Consider the following 13235-nt stretch of genomic DNA (forward strand, 5'->3'; position numbering starts at 1 on the left):
CTTTGTTAGATTTTCTGTTACAGCAGTTCAAGGAGCCTGTTTTTTACGCCTTCTGTATCTTCAGGAGTCCGGCAAATAATTAAAATCGTATCATCCCCGCAAATGGTCCCCATCATTTCATCCCAGTCCAAATTGTCCATCAGCGCCCCGATTGCCTGGGCATTGCCCGGCATCGTTTTCAGCACAATCATATGGCTTGCTGAGTCTATTTTCACAAATGCGTCCATCAATGCCCGCTTTAGCTTTGACAGCGGATTGAAACGCTGGTCCGCCGGAAGACTGTATTTGTAAGAACCATTATTCGTAGGCACTTTCACAAGGTGAAGTTCTTTAATATCCCGTGATACCGTGGCCTGCGTTACTTTGTATCCATCCTGCTTTAGCATGTCGACCAATTCATCCTGCGTTTCGATTTCATTGCTTGTAATGATCTCTCTGATTTTAATATGCCTCTGGCCTTTGTTCATGTAAGCACCTCTATTTCCAAGCTTATCTGTTCTTTTATGTTATATGATTCTCTGCACATTGTACATGAATGCAGAAAAAAGGAATAATAGCGCCCTATTATTCCGGTACATCTGCTTTTTTTTCTTTTAACGTCTTATGTGCTTCTTCTACAACGCGCATGATCTCTTCTTCCGGCAGCTCCTGGCCTTCCTGTCCCTCTCCCGGCCAATGCAAATGAAGGAGAAACTCAATATTTCCGTCTCCTCCCGTGATTGGAGAAAATGACAAGCCTTTACAGATATAGCCTTCAGCGGCAGAAAAACTGATCATTCGCTTGAGCACATCAGCATGCACTTTAGAATCTCTGACAATCCCTTTTTTGCCGACAGATTCCCGTCCCGCTTCAAACTGAGGCTTAACTAGAGCCATGCAGTCGCTGCCCGGAACGAGCAAAGTTCTTAGGACAGGCAGGATGAGCCGCAGTGAAATAAAGGACACATCAATTGTGGCAAACTCCGGCATGCCCTTTGTAAAGTCTGCCGGTGTTGCATAACGAAAGTTCGTCCGTTCCATCACGACGACCCGTTCATCCTGTCTAAGCTTCCACGCAAGCTGATTATAGCCTACATCCACAGCGTATGACTGTTTAGCTCCATTTTGCAAAGCGCAGTCCGTAAAACCGCCGGTGGAGGAGCCAATATCAATCATAATTTTATCTTTGACAGAGACGGGAAATTCCTTCAACGCTTTTTCGAGCTTTAAGCCGCCCCTGCTCACATACCTCAACGGGTTTCCTTTGACAGTTAACGGAAGGTCGCGGTCAATTTTTTCTCCAGGCTTGTCCAAGCGGTTTTCGTTTGAATAGACGATCCCCGCCATAATGGCTCTTTTGGCTTTTTCACGCGTTTCCGCCAGCCCTCTTTCCACTAATAATACATCTAATCGTTCTTTCTTTGACGTCATGATCCAATTCCTTTGTGTGTCTTTGGCGGCATCAGTAATCTAATACGATTTGCCACCTGCTGTTTTGTCAGTCCAATTTCCTCAAGAAGCGCTGTTACACTTCCGTGTTCAATAAACCGATCAGGTATACCCATTCTGTCAATCGGAGTATGATATTCACCTTGATCATGAGCGAATTCTAAAATCGAGCTTCCGAAACCGCCTTCTAAGACCGCTTCTTCAATTGTTAAAATTGGCAAGCCTTCTTTTAGGATACTCTTCATCATCTTTTCATCAATCGGCTTAATAAAACGCGCATTCACAACGCGCACGGAAAGGCCTTCTTTCTGCAGCTCTTCGGCTGCTTCAATCGCCATTTCGATTGTTGTGCCGAATGTTAAGATGACAGCATCGTTCCCCGGACGCAGCACCTCCCACGTACCGATCGGAATCGTTTTCAACTGTTCATCCATTTTTACGCCGAGTCCGTTTCCGCGCGGAAAACGCATCGCTATCGGGCCTTCGTCATAGCTAAGTGCTGTATGAACCATATGCTGGCCTTCATTTTCGTCTTTCGGCATCATTAAGACCATGTTTGGAATGTGGCGCATAAACGCAATATCAAACACGCCTTGATGTGTCTCTCCATCAGCGCCAACGAGTCCTGCACGGTCAATTCCAATAAACACATTGGCGTTTTGGCGGCAGATGTCATGGACAACTTGGTCATATGCCCTTTGCAGGAAGGTTGAGTAAATCGCCAAAAACGGCTTCATACCCTGCATTGCCATAGCTGCCGCCATCGTTGCGGCATGCTGTTCTGCGATTCCTACGTCGAACATCCGGTCAGGGAATTCCTTTGCGAAACCTTCAAGCTTTGAACCGACAGGCATAGCCGGCGTAATGGCTACAATGCGTCCGTCCTCGCGCGCCATTCGCTGCACAGTTCCGCTGACAAGACCGCTCCACGAAGGAGCTGCGGCTTTCGGCTTTACAAAGTCACCGGTATTAATTTTATATGGTCCGGTACCATGCCATGTCCCAATCGTATCGGTCTCAGCCGGTTTGTACCCCTTCCCTTTTTTCGTGATGACATGCAGAAGAACAGGGCCTTTCGTTTTTTTGGCGTATTGAAGATTCTCAATCAGCTCATGATAAGAATGTCCGTCCACTGGACCCAAATACGTAAAACCGAGCTCCTCGAAAAACATTCCGGAGACGAGCATGTATTTCAGGCTGTCTTTGACTCGTTCCGCCGTGGCGGCAAGCTTGCCCCCAACTGCCGGAATCTTTTTAAATAAGTATTCAAGCTCATCTTTGACCCACTGGTATTTCCCCGCAGTACGGAGCCGTCCGAGCATAGAGTGAATGGCACCGACATTTGGTGCAATACTCATTTCATTATCATTAAGGATGACAATCATGTCTTTTTTCTCGTCGCCGATGTGGTTAAGGGCTTCGAGCGCCATTCCGCCGGTCAGCGCGCCGTCACCAATTATCGGAATAATATATTCATCCGTTCCTTTAATATCACGGGCAGCTGCCATTCCCATCGCGCCTGACAGAGAAGTCGAGCTGTGCCCGGTTTCCCAAACATCGTGCTCGCTTTCACTCCGCTTTGGAAATCCGCAAAGCCCTTTGTACTGGCGAAGCGTCGCGAATTCTTTTCCGCGTCCTGTCAGCAGCTTATGGACATACGATTGATGGCCTACATCCCATAAAAATTTGTCTTTCGGGCTGTTAAATTCCTTATGCAGAGCAATAGTAAGCTCTACGACACCTAAGTTTGGGCCGATGTGGCCGCCGGAAGCGGATAAACTTGTAATTAAAAACTGACGGATTTCATCACTTAATTTCTCTAATTCATCAATGGACATGTTTTTTAAAAACGACGGGTCCTGTATTGATAAAAGATCCAAAGCGGATCAACTCACTTTCAGCATGAATTTCTGCAATGATACATGTCTTTTGCATGCCGAGCTGACAATAATCTCAGACATAAAAAAAGACAAACGCGCTTTTCCTTTTCATTTTTCATATAAACTGCTTACATTTTACCATATCTCGTGCAGCCGCTTCAAATTAGGATCGTTTTAGTGATCTCTTGCCGCAATTAAATCACAAAGCTCATATAAAAGGTCTTTTTGAAGAGAGAGTCCGCCGATCAATCGCTTCGCCTCTTTTATATGAACATCCAATTTATGTTTGGCCCCTTCCAATGAAAGAAGCGACGGGTATGTCGATTTGTCATTTGTGGTATCTGAGCCGACACGTTTGCCGATTTTCTCTTCACTGCCTTCTAAATCTAAAATATCGTCTCTGATTTGAAATCCGATTCCAATGTGGCTGCTGAAGGTACGCAGTGTTTCAATGTCTTCCTCAGGCGCATCAGCCAAAATAGCACCGGCGATTACACAAAAGCCAAGGAGCTTGGCAGTTTTCCGTTCATGAATGGATTCGAGCTCTTCAAGCGTGACTTGTCGGTTTTCCGCTTCCATATCAGCTACTTGCCCACCGACCATGCCTTCGGTGCCTGCCGCTGAAATCAGTTCATTCACAAGGCGCAGGCGCTTTTCTGCTGACACCTCGTCTGACACGTGGGAGGTAATCAGCTTAAAGCTTTCTGTGAGCAGCCCGTCACCCGCTAATACTGCCGTCGCTTCACCAAACACTTTATGGTTTGTCGGCTTCCCGCGGCGTAAATCGTCATCATCCATGCATGGAAGATCATCATGAATTAACGAATACGTGTGAATCATTTCGACAGCACAGCCCACCGGAATGCCGTCTTTTTCGCTTTTTCCATATGCATTTAAAACAGCCAGTACAATCAGAGGCCGCAACCGCTTTCCGCCGGCCTGTAGAGAATACAGCATAGACTTCTTTAATGAGTCCGGCATATCAAGCTTTTCTGTATAGACAGAAAGCTGATTTTCAATTGTTTTTTTCCGGTCCGCCAGAAAGCTCGTTAATTTATTTGTCACCTTCGTCTTCCTCCTGAACACTGAAAGGTGCCAGTTCGCCGTCTTCTTTTAAAATGAAGTCCATTTGCTTTTCGACTTTTTGCAGCTTTTCATGGCACATTTTTGACAGAGCCATGCCTTCTTGGAAATAGTTAATGGCTTGCTCTAGAGGCACATCTCCCTCTTCAAGCTTTGATACAATGCTCTCAAGCCCTTTCATCGCTTCTTCAAATGTCATGTTTTCATTTTTTTTCACGTCTGTCATTTTTCTTCCCCTCTCTTTTCTAATACTTCACAGGTCAGCACGCCATCCTTCAGCTTGACTTCAAGCCGGTCCTGCTCTTCTATCTGACTGACACTTTTAATGAGTTTATCTTCTTTATAAGCCAAGCTGTATCCTCTCTCCATCACTTGAAGAGGACTTAGTGCATTCAGCTTGCCAAGAACGGTTTGAAATTGGGAATGCAGCTGCTTCATTTGGATATTCATATTTTTTCTCAGCTGATTTGTTTGTTCCTGGTATCGTGTTCTCGCTTGTTTCAGCTGTTCATGAGGATGCAGTGCCTCTAATCTGTACGTTTCACGCTCCAGCTGTCTGCTTTTCCGATCTAAAAGAGCGGTCAGCTGTGCTTGAAACTGCTGGTACGCGAGGTCAAACTGCTGCTCTTTTTGCGCATACAAACGCTTTGGAAAACGAAAGGCATAGGACGATTGCAACGTTTGAATCCGTTCTTTTTTCTGGCCGAGATGCTGCTGCATCGCTCTTGTCATTCTGACTTCCGCTGTTTTTGTCCGTTCGATTAAATCAGTGGTATGAGGCACAGCAATCTCAGCTGCTCCTGTCGGCGTCGCGGCTCTGATATCGGCGACAAAATCACTGATCGTAAAGTCCGTCTCATGTCCGACTGCCGATATAATCGGAATATTGGAAGCAAAGATGGCGCGTGCTACAATTTCTTCATTGAATGCCCACAGTTCTTCTATCGAACCGCCGCCTCTCCCGACAATTAATACGTCGCAAATCTCTTTTTCATTTGCCTCTTCAATGCGCGTAACGATGGATCTGCTCGCATTTTCACCTTGTACGAGCGCTGGAAGAACAATGACTTTTACAAGGGGATATCTTCTTTTTAGAGTTGTAATAACGTCTCTGACAGCGGCACCCGTTGGAGATGTCACAACCCCGATTGTGGCTGGAAATGCGGGGATTTGTTTTTTGTAGCGGTCGTCAAATAAACCTTCTCCGGCAAGCTTCTTTTTTAATTCTTCGTACGCTAAATAAAGCGCTCCAACCCCGTCAGGCTGCATTTCTTTGGCATATAATTGATAGTTTCCGCTCGGTTCATATACGGAAATTCCGCCTCTGACCAGCACTTTCATTCCGTTTTCAGGTTTAAAAGGCAGACGCTCGCTTTGTCTCGCGAACATCACCGACTGCATTCTTGCGTTCTCGTCTTTTAAAGTGAAATAAATATGCCCTCGTGTGTGTATCTTTACATTCGACAATTCGCCTTTAATCCAAATATTTTCAAGGTGAGGATCTACATCGAATTTTCGTTTTATATACTTTGTCAGCGCTGAGACGGTCACATACGCTGCTTCACCCATGTCTAAAAACTCCTCTCCTAAGCATTCCTGCACCATAACTAAAGAAAACCCGCCCTGGCTTTAGGAGCCTGAAGAAGCGGGTATCGTGCTCATATTCAAGGCGGGCAAACATTTCGCCTGTGAATATCTCCAATTATCTATGATAACGTACGTTTCGCAGATTTAACAGTATTATGCGCAAGCATCGTGATGGTCATCGGACCTACTCCGCCCGGAACCGGCGTGATGAAGGACGCTTTTTCCTTTGCCCCTTCAAATTCAACGTCTCCGCAAAGCTTTCCGTTTTCCAGACGGTTAACGCCGACGTCAATGACAACAGCGCCCTCTTTGATCTGGTCTGCACTGATGAAGTTGGCTCTACCGACTGCCACCACCAGGATGTCCGCTTTTTTCGTATGTTCAGTAATATTTTCTGTTCTTGAATGACAGTAAGTAACCGTCGCGTTTTCATTTAATAAAAGCTGGCCGACAGGTTTGCCGACAATGTTGCTTCGGCCGACTACAACAACCTCTTTACCGGAAAGGTCAATATTGGTTTTCTTCAAAAGCTCAACAATTCCATGAGGCGTGCAAGGAAGAAACGTATCTTCGCCAAGCAGCATTTTCCCTACGTTTAACGGATGAAAACCGTCTACATCTTTATCAGGGGAGATACGTTTGATCACCGCTTTTTCAGAAATATGGTCTGGGAGCGGAAGCTGAACGAGAATGCCATGAAACTCAGGGTCTTGGTTATATTGATCAATAATGGAAAGCAGTTCAGCTTCTGTGAGGCTGCTGTCAAATTGATCGAGCTTGAAATTCATTCCCATTGTTTCTGCCGCTTTTTTCTTTCCTCGCACGTAAGAGTGAGAAGCAGGATCATCTCCAATCAAAATAACCGCCAGCCCGGGAGTGACGCCTTGCTTTTTAAGCTCTTCTACCTCTTTTGCCAATTGTTCGCGTTTTTCTCTAGCCGTTTCTTTTCCGTCGATGATTGTTGCAGTCATTTTCTTTCCTCCTATGATTGTTCAATATCAGATTTAATGTTAGAAAGAACCCCGTTTACAAACTTTGTCGCTTTGTCATCACCAAACCGTTTTGCCAGCTCAATCGCTTCGTTCATGGAGACATTCACCGGAATGTCTTCGGCATATGCCATTTCATATGCTGCCAGGCGCAAAATCGCACGGTCAACATTGGCAATCCGATCGAGCTTCCAATTCACCAGATGCTTGGAGATCATTTCATCCAGCTGGTCTTGGTGTTCCAATACCCCGTGTACAAGCTGTTCAAAGAAAGGATCTGTTTTTTCTTCATCCAGTGCGTGTTCTATGGCTTCATTCACTGCAATATCGCTGACATCAATTTGAAATAGTGCCTGCAAAGCTTTTTCTCTTGCTGTTCTTCTTTTCATTTTCTTTCTCCTTTGATCCTCTTTATCCGCTTGTCGTTAAGCCACAAAGAGATCATAACATATTTTTTTCGTATCCGCATATTGAAATCAAGGTTTTTTTACCCTATTGCCGAATATTTTCACACACCTTAATATGATTATTCGGATTTCACGTTCATGAAGAAACTCGGCTATGTAAGCCGGCTTTCTTCATGCTTTGAAATAAAGGGTAACGTGTAAAAAAACCAAAGGGCCGCCCTCCCCTTGGTTTCGTGTTAAGCCATTTACATTTCTTCGTCGATTTGGACTTCTTGGGCTTTTGTGTCAAATTGAATGCCGACGATGTGAATATTGATCTCGTTAATCGAAAGAGACGTCATATTTAATAAGGTTTGACGAATGTTTTCCTGAACGGATGCTGCAACTTTCGGAATCGAAACGCCAAATGTAACGACACAGTATACATCGATCGTAATTCCGTCATCCGCCAGGTCGACTTTGACACCTTTGCCATGATTCACTTTGCCAAAGCGCTCGACGACGCCTGTCGCAAAGTTTCCGCGCATTTCGGCAACCCCATCAACTTCTGATGCTGCAATGCCGGCAATGACCTCAATGACCTCCGGTGCAATCTCAACCTTACCCAAATGCGTATCTTCGTGATCCATTTTAAGCAAGCTGTTGTCTTTCATTCAATTCACCTCCGTAAAAATTATGAGCCCATTACATCATATGTTTCTAAAAATTTCGTATTAAACTCTCCGCTCACAAATGTTTCGTGTTCAAGCAGTTTTAAATGGAAAGGGATTGTTGTCTCAATGCCTTCGATGACGAATTCGCTCAATGCGCGCTTCATGCGGGCAATCGCTTCATCCCTCGTTTTTCCGTATGTGATTACCTTTGCAATCATGCTGTCATAGTACGGTGGGATGGAATAGCCAGGGTACGCAGCTGAATCGACACGGACACCAAGACCGCCAGGAGGCAGGTACATTTTAATTTCACCAGGTGACGGCATGAAATTTTTACTTGGGTTTTCTGCGTTGATTCGGCATTCGATGGCCCAGCCTTCAAATTCAACATCTTCTTGCTTGAGGCTCAGTTCCATTCCTGATGCCACTTTGATTTGTTCCTTGATCAGGTCAGTTCCCGTCACCATTTCTGTGACTGGGTGCTCTACCTGAATTCTCGTGTTCATTTCCATGAAGTAATAGCGCTGTTCATTGTAGTCATAGATAAATTCAACTGTTCCAGCACCTGTATAGCCAACCGCTTTTGCAGCCTTTACCGCTGCATCTCCCATTTGCTCCCTGATTTCTGAATCAAGGGCAGGAGATGGTGATTCTTCCAAAAGCTTTTGCAGGCGTCTTTGGATCGAGCAGTCGCGTTCGCCCAAATGGATCGTATTTCCGTAGTTATCAGCAAGCACTTGGATCTCAACGTGGCGAAAATCTTCTATGTATTTTTCGATGTATACACCTGGATTTCCAAATGCAGTTGCCGCTTCCTGCTGTGTAATCTTAATGCCATTAATCAGTTCCTCTTCAGTGCGGGCAACCCTAATTCCTTTTCCGCCTCCGCCTGCGGTGGCTTTTATAATTACAGGATACCCAATTTCATTAGCAAGCGAAACCGCTGCTTCCACATTTTCTATAATTCCCTGTGAACCCGGTACGATTGGCACGCCGGCCTGTTTCATCGTTTCCCGCGCAACGTCTTTTGTTCCCATTTTTGAAATGGCGTCAGCGCTCGGGCCGACAAACGTGACATTCACTTCTTCACATAATTCAGCGAAATCAGCATTTTCAGCTAAAAATCCGTATCCCGGATGAATGGCGTCCGTGCCAGTCAGCTTTGCAACACTCACAATATTTGTAACGTTTAAATAGCTGTCTTTTGATGCTTTCGGTCCGATACAAAAAGCTTCATCGGCCATTTGAACATGAAGGGCATCTTTATCAGCTTCTGAATAAACAGCGACAGTCTCAATTCCGAGCTCTCTGCAGGCTCTGATGATTCTGACAGCAATTTCTCCTCTGTTGGCGATCAATAGCTTTTTAATCATGTTAAGTCTCCTTACTCCGCTTTTACAAGAAATAGAGGTTGTCCGTATTCGACCAGCTGGCCGTTTTCTACTAATACTTCAACGATTTCGCCTTTCACTTCTGCTTCGATTTCGTTGAAAAGCTTCATCGCTTCTACAATGCAGACAACTGTGTTTTCATTTACTTTTGAACCGGCTGTTACATACGGGCCAGCTTCCGGTGATGAAGAAGCATAAAATGTTCCTACCATTGGTGAAGTGATTTTATGCAGATTCTCATCTTGCTTTGGTGCTTCTTGGGCAGGTGCCGCTGCTTGTTGCGCTTGGGTCTGAACTGCCTGCGGAGCCTGTGCTTGTACAGGTGCTGCCGGTGCCTGCTGCATGACTTGAACCGTGCCTGCTTCGTGTTTTTTCAGTTTTAAGGATACACCTTCATTTTCATATACGAATTCGTCAATTGTAGACTCGTCAATTGCTTTAATCAGCTCGTGGATTTCTTTGATATTTAACATTCAATCGCACTCCTATGTATGAAATTTCTTTTTTATAGGTTACTACTAAAAGTACATACTATGTTCATCTTACAGGAGCGGACTTTTGAATTCAACTCTAATATGACAGCAACGCAAAAAGCCCGCTTGTTTAGCGGACTTCTTTTTCCTCTTTCTTACTTGGATGGTTCAAATGTGACAGCGACATCTTTCATTGTTTTAATTTCTTTTGCCACAAGGTCTATAATGGCTGTCGCCTTCGATTTGGAGTGTTTGTCTGATTTGACTGTAATATTGATTTTATCTCCTTCAGCATTAACAAGCGCATCCTCGTAACCTTGTGTTTTAATCAGCGTTTCCAGCTGTTTTTCTGTTCCTTCCACTTCACTGAGAGCCGTCATTTTATCGTATGCTTCGCTTTTCTCCTTGGCTGTTGCATCATCGCTTGACACAATGGCATTCAGCTCTTCTCTTTCTTTGCTTCTGGCATCTTCTAAATCAAGACGGTACGTTGTAAACAAATCATCATCGGCTGTTTCCGTAACAACAGTTCCTTTTTCACTGGCTTCAGCGGATGTTTCCTTGTCTGCTGATGAATCTTTCGTTCCCTTTGTTCCATCTTCTTTTCCTTTTTCAGTTTCTGTACCGCTTTTTTCCTTCGTGTCTTGCTTGGCAGGCGCTTTTTCAGTTGCGACCTCTCCGCTGTCAGACGAGCTTTTTTCACTTTGCATCTGCACGGCGTTTTTGCTTTCCGGCGACATGATATAGTAGACGCTTAACACCACGACAAGACTGAGCATTGTTAATAGCCAAACGGTTTGTTTTTTAAGCATTTATGAATCCTCCTTTATTTTTTTAGGGGCAACCGCAACCCGGTGGCTTGGAACATCCAGGACCCGTGTCACCGCTTCGATAATGGTTTGTTTTATTTGAACGTTGTCCACTCCTTGAGCAACAACGAGTACACCGCGTATATCAGGTTTTTTCGTTTGGACGACGACAGGTGTTTCTTTATCGCCGTTTTTGATCATGACGATTTCTTCCTCCGATGTTTGGTCTGTAACGCTTCTTGTTCCGCCTTCTTTGTCAGTTTCTTCAGTGGTTGTATTTTTGTTTGATTTGTTTTTTTCGTATACTTTCAGCGACGTTGCATCTACATTCACGACAACCGAGACATCGTCCACACCAATGATTGTTTCAAGAATTTCTTTCAGCTGATTTTCGTACTCTTTTTCATAGTCATCGATCGAGTCTTTAGGTTTATCAGATTTTGAGGCTTTAAACACTTCGGCTGTTTTCTCTTTGCTGTCTGCGGAATGTTGCGATGATACGGCCGTTATCGTTTTGGCGTTTTCTGTTTTCTCAGGTGAAGAAAACAGCTGGCTGACAAGCATAAAGGAAACTCCGAGAACAAAAACGAATAGAAAGTAATGATATTTGGTCAGCTTCGGCTTTTCGCCGTCCTTCGTTTGTCCCGGAAGAAACTGCTTTTTCAATACATTCCATAATCCGTTTTTATTCATTGCCGACACTCTCCCCGCCTTCCATATGAACCGTAATTTTCTCACTTCCGATTTCCCAAATGTCCGCGAGCTGCGTTTTTATCTGTTTGGCTTCTTTTTGTTCGGCTGCTTCTTTCGTTACGTATGCATGATCTGTATCAATGTGGACCGGCGCGACCGTTTGGACCGTTTTTTCAGAAGACGGGGCCATATACACGCTGATTGTTTTAATATCCTCTTCTGAATCTACCTTTTCTCCTGCCGTGAGTTTGATGCGGCCTACTTTATATTCATCATGACTGAATCTCTCCTCCGCTTTCTTTTTTAGTTGGACAGCCATTTCTTCTAGAATATATGCGCGCTGGGAAGCTTGTATTTCTATTTTTTTTGAATTGATTTGATTTTTTATGTCGGCAGACTCTGACTGCCCGTTTTTTGTGAGATATTCAAAGATGATTTCGGGGTCTGTCTTGAAAAGTTTAAAAATCGGCGTAAGCATGACGACAATCAAGAGCAGGCTGACTACCATTTTTGCGTACTTTTGCATGCTGGAGCTCGGCAGCAGCATATCAATCACAATTGCAAATAGGATAAACAACACGATGGTGGTAAGCCATTCCGTTAAAAAACTCATTCGCCTGCCTCCTTCATTTCATCATCATCGTGAGGTTTCCGGCTGTGATTATGACAGTAAGGCTTAAAAAAAACATGAGAGACACAATGGCGAGAGCTGCAAAAATATAAATGACGCTTTTGCTGATGACGTCGAGGCAGGTGATGACGGGCCCTCCTCCTAGTGGCTGAAGAATCGCGGCTGCCAGCTTATAAATAAAAGCGAGGGAAAGCACTTTGATTGCCGGAAATGCCGCGATACAGATCAAAATAGCGACACCGAGAATCCCTACCGTATTTTTCAGCAGTAAAGAGGCGCTGATTACTGTATCTGTTGCGTCTGTAAACATTCGGCCAAGCACAGGAATAAAATTTCCGGTTATAAATTTAGCCGTCCTGAGCGTAATGCCGTCTGTCACTGCAGCTGAGGCTCCCTGAACAGAGATGACGCCGAGAAAGATGGTAAGAAAAACAGCCAGTGCTCCGATGGCGATATTTCTGAGCAGGTTAGCCAGCTGTGTTACTTTGTATTGTTCAGTCATCGTGCTGACAATGCTCAGAATCGCTGATAAAAAAATCAGCGGCATGACGATATTCTGAATCAAGAGACCGCTCGTGTTCATCAGGAAGAGGATAACAGGATGAAAGAAGGCAGCAGATACAGCTCCGCCTGAGGAAGCCAAAAGCGCCAAGAGGAGCGGAATGAGCGCCAGGATAAAGCTGGTCATCGTCTGAATCGCCTCAGTTGCATAGTTAATTGCCACATGAAAGCTATTAAGCGCAAGGATAATCAGCACCATGTACACAATTGAGTAAGCGACCTTACTGACGGTGCTTTGCTGAAAAGCATTTTGCAAAAGCTGCAGAATGACGCAAAAAATCGTGAGCAAAATCAATGTGCCCAGCAGCTTTCCGTTGGCAAGCACTTCATGAAACAAATAAGAAAAGAGAGCTTTCAGCCATTCTTGCGGTGAGAATGATTTATCGCCATTGATAAACTCCATTAAGCTGCCTTTTTGGCTTTCCGGCAGCAGTCCGCCGTATTCTGTCATAATGTCATTCCAAAATTCCCCGATCTTATCTGTTTCAAGCGAGGCTGCTGTCCTTTCCGCTAATTGCTCGGCTGTTTCAGCATGGTCTTCCGTTTGTTCTGCATTACCAGCTGCTTGTACAATTTCTGCACGGCCTGCTATGATCAGCACGGCCAAAAGCAAAACCCATTGAAAGCGCTTCAATCTACCGCCTCCTTTC

General features: G+C 44.7%; 15 protein-coding genes. All 15 read right to left on the minus strand.

Annotated features, from left to right (window positions below):
• Window positions 1-17: 17 nt before the first annotated feature.
• A complete protein-coding gene (argR, locus tag NSQ16_RS12150) occupies window positions 18-467 on the minus strand; it encodes an arginine repressor ArgR (RefSeq protein ID WP_003230265.1) in 450 nt (149 codons plus the stop codon).
• A 97-nt stretch (window positions 468-564) separates the two neighbouring features.
• On the minus strand, window positions 565-1410 hold the full coding sequence (locus NSQ16_RS12155; protein WP_160245701.1) for a TlyA family RNA methyltransferase: 846 nt from the start codon (window positions 1408-1410) through the stop codon (window positions 565-567).
• Window positions 1407-3308: a 1-deoxy-D-xylulose-5-phosphate synthase gene (gene dxs / locus NSQ16_RS12160; RefSeq protein ID WP_015384069.1), complete on the minus strand. Its 1902-nt coding sequence runs from the start codon at window positions 3306-3308 to the stop codon at window positions 1407-1409. The genes NSQ16_RS12155 and dxs overlap by 4 nt, the downstream gene beginning before the upstream one ends.
• Before the next feature lie 174 nt (window positions 3309-3482).
• Window positions 3483-4373 (minus strand): polyprenyl synthetase family protein, encoded by an 891-nt coding sequence (locus NSQ16_RS12165; RefSeq protein WP_003230262.1) that lies wholly within the window; start codon window positions 4371-4373, stop codon window positions 3483-3485.
• The gene (locus tag NSQ16_RS12170) at window positions 4363-4617 is read right to left on the minus strand and encodes an exodeoxyribonuclease VII small subunit (RefSeq protein WP_003226409.1); all 255 of its coding nucleotides are present in this window, start codon (window positions 4615-4617) and stop codon (window positions 4363-4365) included. Before NSQ16_RS12170 ends, NSQ16_RS12165 begins: the two co-directional genes overlap by 11 nt.
• Entirely contained in the window at window positions 4614-5960 is a 1347-nt protein-coding gene (gene xseA / locus NSQ16_RS12175) for an exodeoxyribonuclease VII large subunit (RefSeq protein WP_015251733.1), read from the minus strand. The genes NSQ16_RS12170 and xseA overlap by 4 nt, the downstream gene beginning before the upstream one ends.
• A gap of 137 nt (window positions 5961-6097) precedes the next feature.
• Window positions 6098-6949 carry a bifunctional methylenetetrahydrofolate dehydrogenase/methenyltetrahydrofolate cyclohydrolase FolD gene (gene folD, locus NSQ16_RS12180; protein ID WP_327837058.1) on the minus strand — a complete coding sequence of 284 codons (852 nt, stop codon included), beginning with the start codon at window positions 6947-6949 and terminating at the stop codon, window positions 6098-6100.
• A gap of 11 nt (window positions 6950-6960) precedes the next feature.
• On the minus strand, window positions 6961-7356 hold the full coding sequence (nusB, locus tag NSQ16_RS12185; protein ID WP_003230256.1) for a transcription antitermination factor NusB: 396 nt from the start codon (window positions 7354-7356) through the stop codon (window positions 6961-6963).
• Between the two features lie 263 nt (window positions 7357-7619).
• A complete protein-coding gene (gene yqhY / locus NSQ16_RS12190; RefSeq protein WP_003230254.1) occupies window positions 7620-8027 on the minus strand; it encodes a fatty acid biosynthesis protein YqhY in 408 nt (135 codons plus the stop codon).
• A 20-nt stretch (window positions 8028-8047) separates the two neighbouring features.
• Window positions 8048-9400, minus strand: coding sequence for an acetyl-CoA carboxylase biotin carboxylase subunit (accC, locus tag NSQ16_RS12195; protein ID WP_327837060.1), 1353 nt, complete (start codon window positions 9398-9400; stop codon window positions 8048-8050).
• Window positions 9401-9411: 11 nt separating this feature from the next.
• The gene (gene accB, locus NSQ16_RS12200) at window positions 9412-9891 is read right to left on the minus strand and encodes an acetyl-CoA carboxylase biotin carboxyl carrier protein (RefSeq protein ID WP_076458104.1); all 480 of its coding nucleotides are present in this window, start codon (window positions 9889-9891) and stop codon (window positions 9412-9414) included.
• A 155-nt stretch (window positions 9892-10046) separates the two neighbouring features.
• Complete coding sequence (spoIIIAH, locus tag NSQ16_RS12205; protein WP_041334928.1) at window positions 10047-10703, minus strand: stage III sporulation ratchet engulfment protein SpoIIIAH; 657 nt, start codon at window positions 10701-10703, stop codon at window positions 10047-10049.
• The gene (gene spoIIIAG / locus NSQ16_RS12210; protein ID WP_014477307.1) at window positions 10704-11393 is read right to left on the minus strand and encodes a stage III sporulation protein AG; all 690 of its coding nucleotides are present in this window, start codon (window positions 11391-11393) and stop codon (window positions 10704-10706) included. It lies immediately after the preceding gene.
• Window positions 11386-12006 (minus strand): stage III sporulation protein AF, encoded by a 621-nt coding sequence (spoIIIAF, locus tag NSQ16_RS12215; RefSeq protein WP_015251730.1) that lies wholly within the window; start codon window positions 12004-12006, stop codon window positions 11386-11388. The genes spoIIIAG and spoIIIAF overlap by 8 nt, the downstream gene beginning before the upstream one ends.
• Before the next feature lie 13 nt (window positions 12007-12019).
• Complete coding sequence (gene spoIIIAE / locus NSQ16_RS12220) at window positions 12020-13219, minus strand: stage III sporulation protein AE (protein ID WP_003230230.1); 1200 nt, start codon at window positions 13217-13219, stop codon at window positions 12020-12022.
• Window positions 13220-13235 lie beyond the last annotated feature (16 nt).

Origin of the sequence: Bacillus sp. PS108 (assembly GCF_037963335.1) — a bacterium.
GTDB classification, from domain to species: Bacteria; Bacillota; Bacilli; order Bacillales; family Bacillaceae; genus Bacillus; species Bacillus subtilis.

Excerpts from the sequence above, each read along its gene's own strand:
- argR (WP_003230265.1), bottom strand. The coding sequence starts at position 467 with ATGAACAAAGGCCAGAGGCATATTAAAATCAGAGAGATCATTACAAGC.
- NSQ16_RS12155 (WP_160245701.1), bottom strand. The coding sequence starts at position 1,410 with ATGACGTCAAAGAAAGAACGATTAGATGTATTATTAGTGGAAAGAGGG.
- NSQ16_RS12170 (WP_003226409.1), bottom strand. The coding sequence starts at position 4,617 with ATGACAGACGTGAAAAAAAATGAAAACATGACATTTGAAGAAGCGATG.
- xseA (WP_015251733.1), bottom strand. The coding sequence starts at position 5,960 with ATGGGTGAAGCAGCGTATGTGACCGTCTCAGCGCTGACAAAGTATATA.
- folD (WP_327837058.1), bottom strand. The coding sequence starts at position 6,949 with ATGACTGCAACAATCATCGACGGAAAAGAAACGGCTAGAGAAAAACGC.
- nusB (WP_003230256.1), bottom strand. The coding sequence starts at position 7,356 with ATGAAAAGAAGAACAGCAAGAGAAAAAGCTTTGCAGGCACTATTTCAA.
- yqhY (WP_003230254.1), bottom strand. The coding sequence starts at position 8,027 with ATGAAAGACAACAGCTTGCTTAAAATGGATCACGAAGATACGCATTTG.
- accC (WP_327837060.1), bottom strand. The coding sequence starts at position 9,400 with ATGATTAAAAAGCTATTGATCGCCAACAGAGGAGAAATTGCTGTCAGA.
- accB (WP_076458104.1), bottom strand. The coding sequence starts at position 9,891 with ATGTTAAATATCAAAGAAATCCACGAGCTGATTAAAGCAATTGACGAG.
- spoIIIAH (WP_041334928.1), bottom strand. The coding sequence starts at position 10,703 with ATGCTTAAAAAACAAACCGTTTGGCTATTAACAATGCTCAGTCTTGTC.
- spoIIIAG (WP_014477307.1), bottom strand. The coding sequence starts at position 11,393 with ATGAATAAAAACGGATTATGGAATGTATTGAAAAAGCAGTTTCTTCCG.
- spoIIIAF (WP_015251730.1), bottom strand. The coding sequence starts at position 12,006 with ATGAGTTTTTTAACGGAATGGCTTACCACCATCGTGTTGTTTATCCTA.